The following is a 13,495-nucleotide window of genomic DNA, read 5'->3' on the forward strand; positions in this document are numbered from 1 at the left end:
CAAGTCGATGGCAGGGGAACTGGGTCATGGATGGGCAATACGCTCGACTAATCGAGGTAGATGAACTCCTTCACATTGAAGATCACGTGGCACAAATCCGTCCAGGCTTCTTCGGGAACCGATTTCTTGCCTGCGATCGCCTGATGCTGCGCAGCTTGCACCACGAGAAAATCCTGAGCGGCTGCCGCTTCGGATTTTTCTGGTAGGCGAGCAAAAGCTTCGAGATACAGCCGGTCGATGCGCCGCCGTTGATCGCCTTCTAATTCGATGAGTCGCTTGGCAAAGCGCTGAGCCTGCTGTGCGACAAACGGATCGTTCAACAGAACCAGTGCCTGGGCAGGCACGTTGGATACGCTGCGACGTCCCAAGGGTCCGACAGGCTGAGGGGTGTCGAAGGTGAGCATGAAGGGAGAGAGGAAATTGCGCCGTACAGAGATATAAATCGTACGACGTCCTTCCCCGTCGAGCGGCCCGCTGTGAGCCGGACGCCCACGACCATTCATGAACTTCGTCAGATAAGTTGGCACGCTTGGTCCAAATTGCTGTGAATCGAGATGGCCAGCAAGCTTGAGCATGGAATCGCGAATCGCTTCTGCCTGTAGTCGTCGAATAGGCATATGGTGTAACAGCAAGTTCTGCGGGTCCTGTTCGGCTGCGTGAGAGTTCGAAATGCTCGACATCTGGTAGGTTTGACTGAGCATGATCTCGCGCACGAGTGACTTGATCGACCAGTCGTATTCAATGAAACGCGACGCCAAATTGTCAAGCAACTCAGGGTGGGTTGGCGCCTGGCCGAGAACTCCAAAGTTATCAACAGATGGAACGATCCCTCGACCAGTGAGATGATGCCAAATGCGATTAGCCATGACGCGTGCTGGGAATGGGTTACCCTCGTCTAGCATCCGGTTTGCCAATTCCAGTCGGCCGCTGCCACTGGTAATCTTGGTCTGCTGGTCCCCTGCGATTGCACTCAGCAATCGCCGCTCGACCAACGGACCAGGAGTGCGTGTGTTACCACGGATGAGTAGCTGCTCGTTTTCTGAATCACCGTCCCAGATAGCTGGGGCAAGTGCGGACGCCCGCCGCAAATCTTCCAAGACATGCTGTCGCCGCTGTTGGTATTCAGCAAGCGCTTGCTCGACTTTCATGCGACTAGCGGCTGGCCAATGTTGTGGATTTTGCAAAATCCAATCCGCAATCTTGCGATGTGATTCGTCCTCGTCGAGCGTGCCCTCAACGAGCGAGCGCAACGCCTCGCGAAGGGTTGACTGGCTGGGCTTCGTATCAGTAGTACCAGCTGGCAACTGTGGGGCGATATCCCCCTCAACTACCATCGCGATTTCTAAGGGATGGTCTTGATTGGGGCTGATCTCCACATGAACTCGATGCCCGCGATAGGCCCGCAGGTCATGCTCAACCCAGCGCCATCGGTCGGCATTCTTGAAGGTTTTGATTGTGTTTCTATGCAGCGGACCATGTAAGAGTCGATGAGAGTCCACGACAACCTGGACCTGCGCTGCTCCCCGCAGGAGATAGTAGACCTTTCCGCCACGGAGTTCGAAGAGCGGAGTACGTAGCACCCGACCAGGACGCTGGTCCCAATTTTTTCGATGAGCCTCCTCCTTACTCGAGGAGTTCGCGGGATCCGTCTGGCTCTCCGCGGGGATCGTGAGATCAGCGAGATCAGGTCGCAGACGCGCCTGCCCGCGGCCGACTACCTCTGCAATCGTTGAAGTTCCTTCAGTACCGAGCACTAACTGCCCGCGCCGCAAGGGACCTGCGCCGTAGGCGGGGCCATCCGTATACCAGGGAGCGGCTGGGTCCTCGAAGTCGATCACCAACTGCGAAGTCTCCGGCAACATTGGCAGCTTGCTTTTCGGGTGACCTTGCGTGGTGGGCTCAGAACTGTCACATGCAAACTCAACTTGAGCAGCTTGCAAGATTGCTTCCATCTCATCCGCTGAAATGAGCAGCCCCTCGCTTGTAAGTTTTGCAATTCTTCCGGCGTATTCGCCTTGTAGCTGGTCGAGTCGGCTGGCAATCTCGCGATTGTGCTCCAACGATTCGAAACGGACTTGCCGATAGCAGGAGCTTTGCAAGAAGCCTGCCAATGCGTAGTAGTCCTCTTGAGAGATTGCATCGAACTTGTGATCGTGGCAACGCGCGCAGGAAACGGTAAGCCCCAGGAAGGCTTTGCTTAGCACGTCAATCGAGTTATCGATGCGGTCGGCCTCGTCCTTGCGAGTATCCACTGGCGAGTGAATCCAATCACCCAGATACCAGAACCCAGTCGCAAGGATCGATTCGTTACGGTGTTTCGTAGAGTCTGCTCCTTGAGAACTCCTACGCGGTGGATCAAGTAAATCGCCCGCAATATGCTCGGTCACGAATTGGTCGTAGGGAACATCGGCGTTGAGTGCACGAATCACGTAGTCTCGGTATTGCCAAGCATTCGGAGTGTCGTAGTCAAACTCATGCCCACGAGACTCCGCGTAGCGCATTAAATCGAGCCAGTGCCGGCCCCATCGCTCACCGAACTGGGGCGAAGCAAGGAGTTGATCGACAACATGCGCGAATGCATCGGGAGACGAGTCCGCGGCAAACTCCGCGATTGCCTTCGGAGAAGGCGGCAAACCAATCAAATCAAAGTAAGCCCGCCGCAAGAGGGTATGTGGCTGCGCGCGATCCGCCGGAGACAACCCTTCCGCTTCGAGCTTGGCGAGCACAAAGCGATCCAGTGGTTGCTTCACCCAGGAGCTTTTTACTACGTTCGGCAGAGCTGGATTTCGTAAAGGCTGCCAAGCCCAATGCTCGGATTTTCGCTTTTGCAGATCGAATGCCTCGACGTGCGTGCCCCCTCCAGCAAGCTCTTCTTGAGGCCAGGGCGCGCCACGTTGGACCCATTCCCGCAGCACAGCAAGGCTAGCGTCAGGAAGTTTGTTCTGCGGTGGCATTTCGTAGAGATCACCATACTCCACTGCATCAATCAGGAGGCTCTCATCGGGATCGCCTGGAACAATCGCGGGTTGCGTATCGCCGCCCGCCAGGATCGCAGCTCGCGAATCGAGACGCAGGCCTCCTTCAATCGTTTCACTCTGCGAGCTGTGGCACTGGTAGCATTGCTCAACCAACAACGGCCGCACTTTGCTCTCGAAGAACTCGATATCCGCATCAGAAAAGTCTGGCTGCTCGGCTACTTGAGCTCCCATAGCGAAACTTGTGGACAATAAGAAGCTACAACCTGCAAGGATGACCAATGAGCGCACAGCCAGCCTCGCTAGCTGGTGCGTGTTTGCCCATCGAAGGTGAGGTGATCGCTGCGACAACTGCCTAGGATCCGATTGGAATGAAATGCTATTGGGGAGAACTAAGGGGCAATCTTGCCGCCGTTCACAAGGATGTCTTGTCCGGTGATAAACGACGAACTCTCGCCTGCTAGGAACGAGATCAGCCCGGCTAGGTCGTCGGGCACACCGAATCGTCCTGCGGGGACTTTCGTCAGGTATTCGTCCTTGTCTTCTTGAGGATCTTTCTCGTGGCGTTCCACGGGGATCCAACCTGGTGAGACCATGTTGACGGTAATGCCATCGGCAGCAAGTTCAGTCGCCAGGGAACGCGTCCAACCATGCTGGGCGCCCTTCGCGGCAGCATAGGCACTGAAATTGGGCCACGCCTGATGAAACACCTCGCTACCGATATTGATGATCCGTCCCCACTGCTGCTCTTTCATGTGGGGGAGCAGTGTTTGGGCCAGCAAGAACGGGCTCTTGACGAAAAAATCAAGCAACTGTGCGTAAAACTCCCAGTCGTACTCTTCGATGGGCTTGAGCGGCTGCTCGGGTGTCGCACTGATCACAACGATGTCGATGGGGCCCAGCGCATCGCGAACCTCATCGGCCAAACGCTGCACTTCTTCGGGATCGATGACACTTGCGCGAAAGAGCTCGACTTGGAGGCCTGCTTCACGGAATTCCGTAAGCGTCTGCTCCGCTCGTCGTTGATTGTTTGCATAGTTGATCGCGACCCTGGCCCCTGCTTTAGCGAGACTGCGCGCCATCGCTTTGCCCAACCCAGTGGTTGAACCTGTGACGAGCGCCACCCGACCTTCAAGTGAAAGGTGGTCGAAAGTACTACCAGCAGGGTTTGGGGCGATCTCGGCCATCACAAGTCTTATCGTAGATTGATTGTTTTAAGGAATCCAGTAGCGAGTCAGTATAAGCTGCGCGGGCTCTCGTTAGTAGTTAACCACTTAGAGCGATATGTCGTGCAACGCTCATCTCATCGAGGAAATGACGCACGGGCATTCAATTGGCACCGTAGGCGTCGGGAAATGCATTGCGCAAAAAATCAATTGCCTCGCGATTGATCGTCTTGATTGGTCCCAATGCCCGGCTATCGATGAGTGTTTCCGCTGTGGCTTCCAAGACTTCTAAGCGATCAAATACATCCAAGAGGCCCTTCCCAGTAATTAATGCCCCATCGTTGGCAAGAATCGCTATTGGACGTTTAGGGGAAACGAGATGTGCCAGCTCGTGCGGCGATTCAAAGGGTAATTCAAACGGCGCTTGCTGGATATCACGCAATACGAGTAGGCTTTCGGGAAACGCATCGGTCTCAATGGGAACGTCGCCTAGGCTAAACGCTGACACATTCACTGGGTGGGCATGGGCTATAGCTGAGATACCCGGGTTTGTTTCGTAAATCGCCCGGTGACAAGTGACGGCATCACTCGGCTCGCATCGTCCGTAGGCGATGCCGCTTCGTACAGATGTCATGTCGTCGGCATATAAGTCACGCCAATCAACTGCCGCTGGAGTGATCAAGAATGCCGCGTCGTCGATGCGTACGGAAAGGACGTCGGCGGCGGTGACCAGGAGATTGCGTTCGTATCCCCGCCGAGCGAATTCGCACAGCTCACCCCGCAACTCTTGCTCGCGAAGCAAAGGCTTTGCCTGTTGCTCCCCTCTCTCCCATGGAATCGCTTCGCCCTGCCTATGCAATTGCTGCTTGTTAAGTGCCTTCGGTTTGCCTATCGCAGCGGCCCGAATGAGGATTCGCGAGAGCCTCTCCAATGCCTCAAAGCGTCGGTAAGCAATCTCCGGAGTCGCCCCACCTACGACTACACCGTGATTTTCCAAAACTACGCAATTGGCACCGGCTGCAAAGGCCTGGGCGATTTCTTGCCCCAGTTCGGGCGAACCGGGCATACGAAATTTTGTGAATGCCACCTCACCGCACAGCCGATAAACGTGTCGCATCACCCTGGTGTCGGGTGCTTGCTCAACGATGCTGAAAGTAACCAGTGCACTGGGGTGAGCGTGTAACACACAGTGAATATCTGGGCGCACTTGGTAGATTGCCTGATGGAAAGGCAACTCAGAAGATGGCTGCCGCTGGCCCTCACCAGCATCGCCATTGTTGCCGATTTCGACAACATCCTGTGGGCGGAGCTTTCCTTTGTCGAGCCGCGCTGGGCTGATCCAAAGCTTGCCGTTCTCATCAAGGATCGAAACATTGCCGCCAGAGGCAGTGGTCATTCCACGCTGATAGACGCGTGAAAGTGTTTCCACGATAGCCTCTCGTGGGCCCCTTTTTAATTGACGCGACAAGCTTCTCTCCTACGGTAGCTCGAGTGCGAGTCGCTCATCGTTGCTTCCACCCTGCAAAGTGTCTTCTTGTGAGGCTCGAAACAGCAGCGAACCTTTGAGAGGGAAGAGTCACCCAGGCTCGGGACTTCAAGTGCTCGAGGCCTCGTCGCGTGTTTGGTCGCGCTGGGCCTCTGCGCTCGAGTCTACACTGGGTAGCGCGCCGCGGAGCTCCATGTCGTTATTGACCATCTCTTCGGCGCCAGCCTTATCGACAACAGCCTCGTCGACCGACGCATCTTCATAGAGCGTGTTCTCGTCCAGCGAGTCGTCTCGGAAGTCGGGGTGGTACTCTAAACGCGGAGAATCCGGTTCGCTGTTGAACGCTTCTCGGAAATCGTTTTGTACGCCTGTGAGATTACGACGAAGATCGCTAAAAGTCTTGCCCCACTCTTTCGCCACGTCGGGTAGCCTGCCGCCATAGAGCAGCAGCGCGATCACGCCGATGAGCAACATCTCCGTGGGTCCGGGGCTCCAGAAGGCGAGAAACGGAAATGTGATCGGGTCAGTGCCCATAAAACTTGGTCAGCTCAAAATCAAACAGTGCGTTGGAAATCATCGCGGTGGGCAAGTAACTAAGATGGGGATTCTGTCTTTTCCTCGATCTTCTTGCCCTCATCATCGCTGCTCACGCCCTTCTTGAACTCAGTGATCCCTTCGCCGAGAGAGCGCATCACTGAAGGAAGACGATTTCCGAACAGGAGCAAAACGATCAAACCAACGATAAACAATTGCAGTGGACCGGGAGTAAACATGGCAAACTCTCACTTCAGGAGGCGGTAACGTAGCGGCAAGCCAACTACTGTAGGGCAGCTACGGGTGCGGCCGGACTTGGGCTCTCTTTTTACCTAATTCCCGTACTGGCAATGATTTCGAGTGCAGTGGATCGCACGCTATTAATTTTACTGTCACTGGGGTGCAAGTCAAACGAGAGAACGTTAGCAACCGTGTTTCCTAGTGTTTGTCTGCCTGAGAATCACCTCCGACCAGCCCCACCAGCCCGCCAGGGGCGTGCTACTTGCGGGCGAGCGTCTTGCTGCGGCGTTTCACTGACTGGGGCATAGCGGTAGTAGACCTCCAGACATAAGGCGGCCATCGACGTCGTATAAACCCGCCCGCCGTACCCACCCCACACCGTATCGGCTGGCCAACTGCCATCGTTGTTCTGTGAAGTCAACAACTCCGCTACCAGTGCGTTGTTCCACTTCACCCAGGCCTGACGGTGAGGATGCTCCTCTGGCAAATCAATGGACGCTTGGGCATGGTGCAGGGCAAGCGTGGCGTAGTACCAGAAGTAGAGATTCTGCTTCCCTCTGCCGGGCAGACTCCTCAGTAACGAATCGGTTGCCTCGGCTGCGGCCGAATCGGCAATGCCGCCTCGATAACGTGCTGCTATTGACTGGCGGCAAAAGTACGCCTCAGCGGTCATTGTCCGTGAGGGGCGACTATTGGGTGTATAGGAAGCAAGCCCGCCGTATTGGCCTCGTCGCACGTGACGTAGGAAACGATCGATGCGTGTCCATGTCGTTTCCGGCACATCGACTCCGGCAAGTTCCGCACTCTTGAGCGCCATGAGTTGCCACCCCAACTGGCTCGTATCGCCAGCGTCGCCCGGTCGGTAGCGCCACCCCCCATCCACCGGATGTTGAGCGGCGAGCGAGTAACTCACTGCTCGACTTGCCACGGGCAGCAGTGCCTGGTCATCGCTCATGGCGAGTGCTTCATTCACGGCGAATGAAGCCATCGCATGGCAATACATGCGGGCAAAGATTTGTGCGTCGCCATGCAACGCACCGTTAGGTGCCTGGACTCGCTTCAGCGAATTGAGTGCGCGATCGATTTGTACCGCGTAGGGTCCTTGTTGATGCGTGTGTCCCGAACCAAGAAAGGCCAGCAACGCTAGCCCCGTGATGCCTGTATCGCCCTTGAGCCCGGCTCCGTGGCGATTGTGCCCGAGGACAACCTCCTCAGTGCCTGCGCCGTGCCGCGACGCGTTCCAATGGCCCTCTCGTGATTGGGCACCAGCAAGCCAAGCGAGCGCAGAGCGAACCGCCCTTTCACTTGCTTCGTTACCCCCACCGCGAGCGAGTGCTTCAGCGCGTTTTTCCTGGGATCGCTGTTGATAGATCTGAGGGCGTGCTTTAGCTCGTTGAACCGGTAGGGTTCGCGGCGTTGACGGCTCTGGCGAAGTTGTACGTTGCTCTACAGGTTCCTTCGATGTCTGTTCGACGACCGTTTCTTCTGGCGGTGCTGGCTCTGGTTCGTCTTGGGCAACTGCTTCTGGAGCAGGCTCGGGGGGCGCTAGCAACTGTGGCGATTCAAGCGGTGGGGCAGGGGAGGGTGGGGTGGAAGCCTCAGCCGTTTGTTCAACCGTTTCTTTGATTACTTTCTCGATGGTTTCGTCCAGCGCGCTTTCTGCAGGCTCAGTGATTTCCTCGGGCAATGGAATTTCGTCCGGTGCGACCAGGGGCGGATCGGCTGATTCCTCAAGCGGCGGAACTTCTGGGTCGGACTCTTCGGGCACCACTTCGGCGGGTTCGGTAATCGTCTCAATGGCTACCGCGATGCGAATGGACTCCTCAGGGCCCAGCCCTGCGGAGCCAGACACGATACGAATCATCATGGCGAAGCAGGCCAGCAAGACATGGACCCACAGCGAGAGCACCGCACACTTTTTCCAAGCGCGCACATCACGCCAGCGGGTGCGAAACAACACGACCAGCGTCACCGTGATCGCGCCAAGCACAACCCACAGAGCCATCCAGATTGTGAAGTAGCCGACCAAAGGCTCGTTCCTGTGCTGTTCAATACCAATAGCATCACGTTACAATCACCGCGGCGTAACGTGATAGGTTAATGGCGAAGGGTTTCCAAAATGCTGCTAGCGTGTTGTCGTCGTCCCAGCCGCAAGACGCACGCTTACGTTGAGTTGGGTGATCCGCGCCTCTTTACAGGCCGCCATGGCCTGAGCGATGTAGCGGTACTCGCACGAGCCGTCGCCGCGAATAACCACTGCCAGGGCTGCGTATTCCTCCCGAGCCGCAGCAAGTTGACGGGTAAGCTGTTCGGGCTGGACTTCCTCGCCATCGAGTGTGATCTGACCGCTGGAGAGAACAACTACCTGACGCGCATCAGGCTTTGCCGTCAGCGTGCTCGCCTGAGCAACTTCGGGGAGCTGCAATTCGATATCGCGTTCTAACTCCGTGAATTTCGTGGCCACCATGAAGAACACAATCAGCAAGAACACCACGTCGATCATCGACGTGAGGTTGATCTGCGGCTGCTCATCATGTTGCGTTTTTAAGGGCATCGAATTTCTAAACTAGGTTTCAAAAATAGCCGCGGGCTCACAGCCCGCCGGAAAATTGCTGGTGAGGATTCCTACCGAATCCGTTTTCAATTTTGGTTTGACGATTCACTGCCCGTGTGGCTTGCATCGCGGTGCTAGCACCGTGGCGCAATGTAGGATGTGAGTGCTTCGCTTTCTTCTGATGCTCTAGTTTTTAAGCTGCTTTCTTCTTCACCGCACTCGTACGTTTAGGTCGGTTCTTACGATCTTCCACTCCTTCAGCCGAAATCAGGTTCACCAGTTGCTGCCCCTTGCGATCGATCTCCATGGTGAGCATGTCCACGCGTCCCACAAAGAACAGGTACAGAATCAAGGCAGGAATCGCTACGAACAAGCCGGCAGCGGTCGAGAGCAATGCACCACTAATACCGCCGGCAAGCAATTCGGGCCGCCCCATGGCTGAGCTGCCGGCAATTGCGTTGAACGCTTCCATCATGCCCCACACAGTTCCCAGTAGTCCCATTAACGGGCAAACGGTGGCCACTCCGTTGATAACTCTCAGGAATCGCCGCATTTGGTTCGTGGCGCGTTCTCCTTCGTCGAGTACCGCCTGCTCGACTTCCACAGCCGGTTTGCCCCACTTGCGAACGGCCGATTCGAAGACCTCAGCGATGAGGCTTCGATTTTCTCGGCAACGCCTGAGTGCTTCTTCGCGCCCCAGGGCGTCTTCCTCGATTTGCAGTAAGAATCTCTCTACAAACAAACGCGGCGAAACGCGGCTGCGGCGCAAGCTCATGAGCCTTTCAAAAACGGCAAGCAGGAGCACGAACGAACAGACGGCAATCGGAATGAGCAACGGTCCGCCCGCGAGTAGCATTTCCCATAGGCTCGTAGTGGGAATTGCTTCGGCAGCTGCGTTGGCTTGTTCTTGCGCTAAGGCGGTGGCCGGTGGTAGCAGGGCTAGTGCGGCAAAACCACAAGCGTAGCGGAATATCGGTTTGGTATTGGGAACGTTCATGTTGTTCTCGCGATTCTATTTCTTGCTCAAGTGCTGCTGAGTCCAGCGGAGTCGTGCGGCTAGCTCGTCGCTTGCTGTGACTTGCGAATCCTTGGCGAGCGTTTCCTGGTAGAAACTCTGGGCGAGTTCCCATTCTTCGAGCAGTTCACAACACTTACCCGCTTGCAGAGCGGCACGCACGCGCCACTGGGGGTAGCGGTGCTTGTCGATGACCTTTTTGTAAGCGGCTTTTGCGTTGGTGTAGTTTTCCTGATGAAAGTACGTCTCGCCGATCATCCACTGAGCGCGAGCGGCGGTCTCCGAGTCGAGCGCCATGGGGTTGTTGATCGCTTTGCGATAAGCTGCTCGGGCGTCGCTCATCCCCCCCCGGCCGGCCAGGGCCCGGCCGCGCAGGTAATCTGCTTCGTGAATGAGGGCAAACTCCGGATGCTGCTCTTCAAAGTCTTCAAGCAACGAGAGCACACGTTGCCATCGTGCCTTGCGAGCAGCCAATTGTGCGAGCCGCAGCGGCGCCATCGCCGCCCAAGCCGCGTTGAAACTGTGGGCGCGTCGATCAACGATTTGGAAGGCCGCCTCGGCTGCCTCGTCGTTGCCTAGCCGGAACTCACTCTCGGCAAGCCAAAACTCTGCTGCGAGGCGAAGCGGACCCTCGGCGATTTGTTCCAATTGCCTAGCAGAGCGCTCTCGCACCACTGCCCAATCTTCTGACTCCGCAGCTAACTTGATGGATAGTGCCAATGCGTGTTGATGTAGTTCTCCGGCTCGCAGATTGTCGCTCAGTTGGCTTCCCTGTGCTTGCGAATGGGTAATCAACTCGTTGATCCAGGCTTCTGCCTTCGAGGCTTTACCCGTCTCGGCGGCAAGCGTTGCGAGTCGGAAGCGAGCTTCCTGCGCCGCAAGCGAGCCTGGGAAATCTTCGCTCACGGTCTTGTAGCGACCGGAGGCATCTTCCGATTGACCAGACTGCTCATCGAGTCTTGCAAGAGCCAACTGCGCGTCGGCAACTCGGCGATTTGTCGCGCCGCCGGCAACAACTTGCTCGTAGCAGTCTCGGGCATCGGCAATCATGCCCATCTGAGAAAGTAAGTTCCCCTGCTGCCAAGCAACTTCTCCGAAGGCCGTCCCGGGCGGTTGACTTTGCGCCTCAAGTTGGCGATACGCAGCCAAGGCAGCTCCGTGCCGCCCGTCGCGTTGGTGCTTGATTGCTTCCATGTAGAGATGTGCTCGCTCGCTGTGTTGTTGAGCAAGTTGCGAAGAAGCGTAGGGACTGTCAGGAAATTGCTCCCTCAACTGATTTGTCCGCCGTGCCGCGGCAACCAGATCACCCTCGCTGGCAGCCATTTGTGAGAGTGACCACAACGCATCGTCGGCCCAGGGGCTTTGGGAGTCTACCTGGAGTAGTCTTTCCAACCACACACTGGCCGCTGCCAAGTCGTTCTCTCGACGCGAACACTCCCCGGCGTAGTAAAGCACATGGGTGCGCTGCGGAAGGAGATCGGCAACCTCTGCGAATTTCTTGCTCGCCAGCTCCCAATCTTCCAATGCGTAGTCGGCCATAGCCTGCAGGAGGAGCATTTCCGGGTCGGAAGCTATTTTTGCATTCGTTTGGGAGGGCAGCCGGCGAATCGCTTGGTAGTCTTCCAACTTCCAGTGCGCCCAACCAGCGACTAGCGTCGCTTGGCGAGTTTCTTCAGCATTGGGAAAGCGGCGCGTAAGTTTCTCCTGTGCCTCGATGGCTAAGCGATAGTCTTGGGCTAGAAAATGAGCTCGTGCGACCAGCAATAGGGCGTTACAGGCCAGAGGTTCTCGCTGGAGTTCTATAACGTGATTTGCGGATGCGATAGCAGCATCAAATTGCCCCAACTCAAGCAGGGCCCTCGCCAGCTCAACTTGCGCCTTCGAGCGCAACGCGCTGGTGGGGAATTCCTCAACTAGTCTGTGATAGACAGCTACTGCTGTTCGCCAGTTTGCCTCGCTGCTAGCGATTTCGCCCTGTAACAGCAATGCGTAGGGCTCGTAGTGGGATTCTTGTTCGCTACGTAGAAATTGAGAGAGCCTTTGCTTGGCACGGGCCGGGTCCTCTGCTCGCCAAGCGGCCTCAGCCGATCTGAAGAGTGCGTAGGAGAAATAAGGTTGGCTTACTTCCGATGCGATCAGCCGGTTGTAGCGAGCTTCGGCCTCTGCGAATTTGCCTAGCTTAGTTTCCACTTCAGCCGCGAAGAACTGAGCGGCTGCACTTTCTACAGGGCCAAGTGGCTCTTGCAGGCAGCCCTCAAACGCGAGGAGCGATTCTTGCCATTGGCCAGCTACGTAGGCTGAGCGAGCTTGCTCAAACTTCGTGTTATCGACCTCTGTGGCCAGGCCCACCGAACTGGCGCACAAATCCACGCAAGCATAGACTAGCAATAGTCTCAGGTGATGCGTATATGGCATGGTGGTCGCCGCCGTGGGCTTCAATAACACAGAATAAGCTTGCTGAAACTTCCAATGAGAAGTCTCAGCAAGCCGTTCAATTTTCCGGTTTGCACTACCTCAGCTGAGGTTGCTGCCGTTGAAGCAACTCCCGAGCCACCTGAGCAGTTCAATATTCGTGCGAAGCGTAGCTCGCGGGCTCGTGCCAGTGTAGCTCGCACGGTGAACTCGATTACTCACTAGTAGGGACCGGAAGCACCCGAATCGACATTGCCTACCATGTGAAGATGGTTATGGTCGACGTAGATCACCTCGCGGGCGTCCTCGTCTCGCAGCGTGTGCGGAACAGGCCAGCCGATGCGGCGAACGTCTTCGTAATAGACGGTGCATTTGTAATGAGCATGGTGTTGCTGAGCAGGACCGATCATCGGATAAACGCGTGGCGGATCGATGTAGTCGGCAATCTTTTCCTTGACGATGCGTACGTCGTTACGTTGACGTTCCCACAAGAAGGGAATGCCACCCTCTACGGGCTGAGCCTTTTCCAAGGCACGCATGACTTCATCGTCCGAAGGCGGATCTAAAGCGATGATTGTGCCGGAAGTGAGCGGGCCTAGGATCGGTGCCCGATCGTAGCGTTCATGCTCCCAAAAGGCATCTTCCTTTTGTTTTTGGAAGTAAGGGCTGACTGGCGTCGGAAGCGCGAGCAATCCGATATTAGGCCCAAATTGAGTTAGGCCCCAGAAGCAACCGGTGTTGCTCAGGCAGGCGAGTACTAGCGCTGCCGCTAGCGATTTTTGAGTAAGCAGTGAAAAGCGTTTTGTGCTGTCCATCAAATAACCTTGAATCTTGTAGGCTTTTGGACCAATTCCGTGGCGACCCGACGCACCATGCGCTGTGTCACTGTGAATAGTTATCGAGATAGTTTGGGCAAGACTTGCGGGTAAATCGGATTATTCCGAAAAAAGCGAGACTAAGGCCTGCTAGCAGTCCTTCAGCAGGTAACGAGTCGAGAATTACGCAAAGGTCACCCCGAGGGGTACGCAAGCATTCGGGCTGGCGATCCTCGATTGTATAAGCCGAGAGCCGAGGTAACTCGCCTCCGGGGCCAGTGTTCGTGAGACTATCTTG

At 56.2% G+C, this 13,495-nt stretch carries 11 protein-coding genes; 1 reads left to right on the forward strand and 10 read right to left on the reverse strand.

What is annotated here, in order from left to right; translation table 11 throughout:
- Positions 1-47: 47 nt before the first annotated feature.
- From HG15A2_RS15380 to HG15A2_RS15420, 9 genes are all read right to left on the reverse strand, one after another.
- Complete coding sequence (locus HG15A2_RS15380) at positions 48-3,209, reverse strand: PSD1 and planctomycete cytochrome C domain-containing protein (protein ID WP_145061069.1); 3,162 nt, start codon at positions 3,207-3,209, stop codon at positions 48-50.
- Between the two features lie 158 nt (positions 3,210-3,367).
- Positions 3,368-4,162, reverse strand: coding sequence for an SDR family NAD(P)-dependent oxidoreductase (locus tag HG15A2_RS15385; RefSeq protein WP_145061070.1), 795 nt, complete (start codon positions 4,160-4,162; stop codon positions 3,368-3,370).
- Between the two features lie 142 nt (positions 4,163-4,304).
- The gene (locus tag HG15A2_RS15390; RefSeq protein WP_145061071.1) at positions 4,305-5,570 is read right to left on the reverse strand and encodes a class II aldolase/adducin family protein; all 1,266 of its coding nucleotides are present in this window, start codon (positions 5,568-5,570) and stop codon (positions 4,305-4,307) included.
- Between the two features lie 165 nt (positions 5,571-5,735).
- A complete protein-coding gene (locus HG15A2_RS15395) occupies positions 5,736-6,161 on the reverse strand; it encodes a twin-arginine translocase TatA/TatE family subunit (protein ID WP_145061072.1) in 426 nt (141 codons plus the stop codon).
- Positions 6,162-6,220: 59 nt separating this feature from the next.
- Positions 6,221-6,400 carry a Sec-independent protein translocase subunit TatA/TatB gene (locus HG15A2_RS15400; RefSeq protein WP_145061073.1) on the reverse strand — a complete coding sequence of 60 codons (180 nt, stop codon included), beginning with the start codon at positions 6,398-6,400 and terminating at the stop codon, positions 6,221-6,223.
- 221 nt (positions 6,401-6,621) lie between these two features.
- Complete coding sequence (locus HG15A2_RS15405; RefSeq protein ID WP_145061074.1) at positions 6,622-8,430, reverse strand: prenyltransferase/squalene oxidase repeat-containing protein; 1,809 nt, start codon at positions 8,428-8,430, stop codon at positions 6,622-6,624.
- Between the two features lie 96 nt (positions 8,431-8,526).
- Positions 8,527-8,955: an ExbD/TolR family protein gene (locus HG15A2_RS15410; RefSeq protein WP_145061075.1), complete on the reverse strand. Its 429-nt coding sequence runs from the start codon at positions 8,953-8,955 to the stop codon at positions 8,527-8,529.
- Positions 8,956-9,148: 193 nt separating this feature from the next.
- The gene (locus HG15A2_RS15415; RefSeq protein ID WP_145061076.1) at positions 9,149-9,952 is read right to left on the reverse strand and encodes a MotA/TolQ/ExbB proton channel family protein; all 804 of its coding nucleotides are present in this window, start codon (positions 9,950-9,952) and stop codon (positions 9,149-9,151) included.
- Between the two features lie 15 nt (positions 9,953-9,967).
- Positions 9,968-12,415, reverse strand: a complete 2,448-nt coding sequence (locus HG15A2_RS15420; RefSeq protein ID WP_145061077.1) for a tetratricopeptide repeat protein — start codon at positions 12,413-12,415, stop codon at positions 9,968-9,970.
- 24 nt (positions 12,416-12,439) lie between these two features.
- On the opposite strand from HG15A2_RS15420, the gene HG15A2_RS24140 reads away from it, so the two are divergent.
- Positions 12,440-12,607, forward strand: coding sequence for a hypothetical protein (locus tag HG15A2_RS24140; protein ID WP_218932000.1), 168 nt, complete (start codon positions 12,440-12,442; stop codon positions 12,605-12,607).
- Here HG15A2_RS24140 and HG15A2_RS15425 read toward each other — a convergent pair.
- Complete coding sequence (locus tag HG15A2_RS15425) at positions 12,604-13,197, reverse strand: hypothetical protein (RefSeq protein ID WP_246117753.1); 594 nt, start codon at positions 13,195-13,197, stop codon at positions 12,604-12,606. The two genes, HG15A2_RS24140 and HG15A2_RS15425, sit on opposite strands and share 4 nt — an antisense overlap.
- Positions 13,198-13,495: the final 298 nt, after the last annotated feature.

The sequence above is a fragment of the Adhaeretor mobilis genome (genome assembly GCF_007741515.1).
Classification (GTDB): domain Bacteria; phylum Planctomycetota; class Planctomycetia; order Pirellulales; family Lacipirellulaceae; genus Adhaeretor; species Adhaeretor mobilis.

What these genes read in the sequence shown, in the direction of transcription:
- HG15A2_RS15395 (WP_145061072.1), bottom strand. Translation starts at nt 6,161, where the DNA reads ATGGGCACTGACCCGATCACATTTCCGTTTCTCGCCTTCTGGAGCCCC.
- HG15A2_RS15400 (WP_145061073.1), bottom strand. Translation starts at nt 6,400, where the DNA reads ATGTTTACTCCCGGTCCACTGCAATTGTTTATCGTTGGTTTGATCGTT.
- HG15A2_RS15385 (WP_145061070.1), bottom strand. Translation starts at nt 4,162, where the DNA reads ATGGCCGAGATCGCCCCAAACCCTGCTGGTAGTACTTTCGACCACCTT.
- HG15A2_RS15425 (WP_246117753.1), bottom strand. Translation starts at nt 13,197, where the DNA reads ATGGACAGCACAAAACGCTTTTCACTGCTTACTCAAAAATCGCTAGCG.
- HG15A2_RS15410 (WP_145061075.1), bottom strand. Translation starts at nt 8,955, where the DNA reads ATGCCCTTAAAAACGCAACATGATGAGCAGCCGCAGATCAACCTCACG.
- HG15A2_RS24140 (WP_218932000.1), top strand. Translation starts at nt 12,440, where the DNA reads ATGAGAAGTCTCAGCAAGCCGTTCAATTTTCCGGTTTGCACTACCTCA.
- HG15A2_RS15415 (WP_145061076.1), bottom strand. Translation starts at nt 9,952, where the DNA reads ATGAACGTTCCCAATACCAAACCGATATTCCGCTACGCTTGTGGTTTT.
- HG15A2_RS15380 (WP_145061069.1), bottom strand. Translation starts at nt 3,209, where the DNA reads ATGGGAGCTCAAGTAGCCGAGCAGCCAGACTTTTCTGATGCGGATATC.